This window comes from Methylobacillus sp. MM3, from assembly GCF_001645185.1.
Classification (GTDB): Bacteria; Pseudomonadota; Gammaproteobacteria; order Burkholderiales; family Methylophilaceae; genus MM2.
Window position 1 is genome coordinate 1 of the sequence record NZ_LXTQ01000055.1, and the last position, 379, is coordinate 379.

1 protein-coding gene is annotated in these 379 nt (G+C 54.4%); it reads right to left on the reverse strand.

The window, feature by feature from the left end; all coding sequences use genetic code 11:
* Positions 1 to 379, reverse strand: a 379-nt coding sequence (gene wecB / locus A7976_RS13245) for a non-hydrolyzing UDP-N-acetylglucosamine 2-epimerase (protein ID WP_067112899.1), incomplete at both ends; no start/stop codon positions are given.

Here is a 379-nt window from a genome sequence, read left to right on the forward strand (position 1 = left end):
CTTCCGGCCACGGCGAATAGAGATCGCCCGTGCGCAGACCAGCCTCAACGTGACCAACAGGAATACGCTGATAAAACGCCGCCAGGCTGGTTGCCAGCGTCGTCGTCGTATCGCCGTGAACCAGCGCGACGTCTGGTTTGAACTCGGCAAGAATAGGTTTTAGCCCTTCCAGAATCCGACAGGTTATCTCTGTCAGGCCCTGTCCTGGCTGCATTATGTTGAGATCGTAGTCAGGTACAATGGAAAAGAGTTTCAGCACCTGATCGAGCATCTCCCGATGCTGCGCAGTGACGCAAACTTTAGCCTCAAAAAAAGGATCTTTTGCCAACGCATGCACCAACGGCGCCATCTTGATGGCTTCCGGGCGCGTACCAAATAC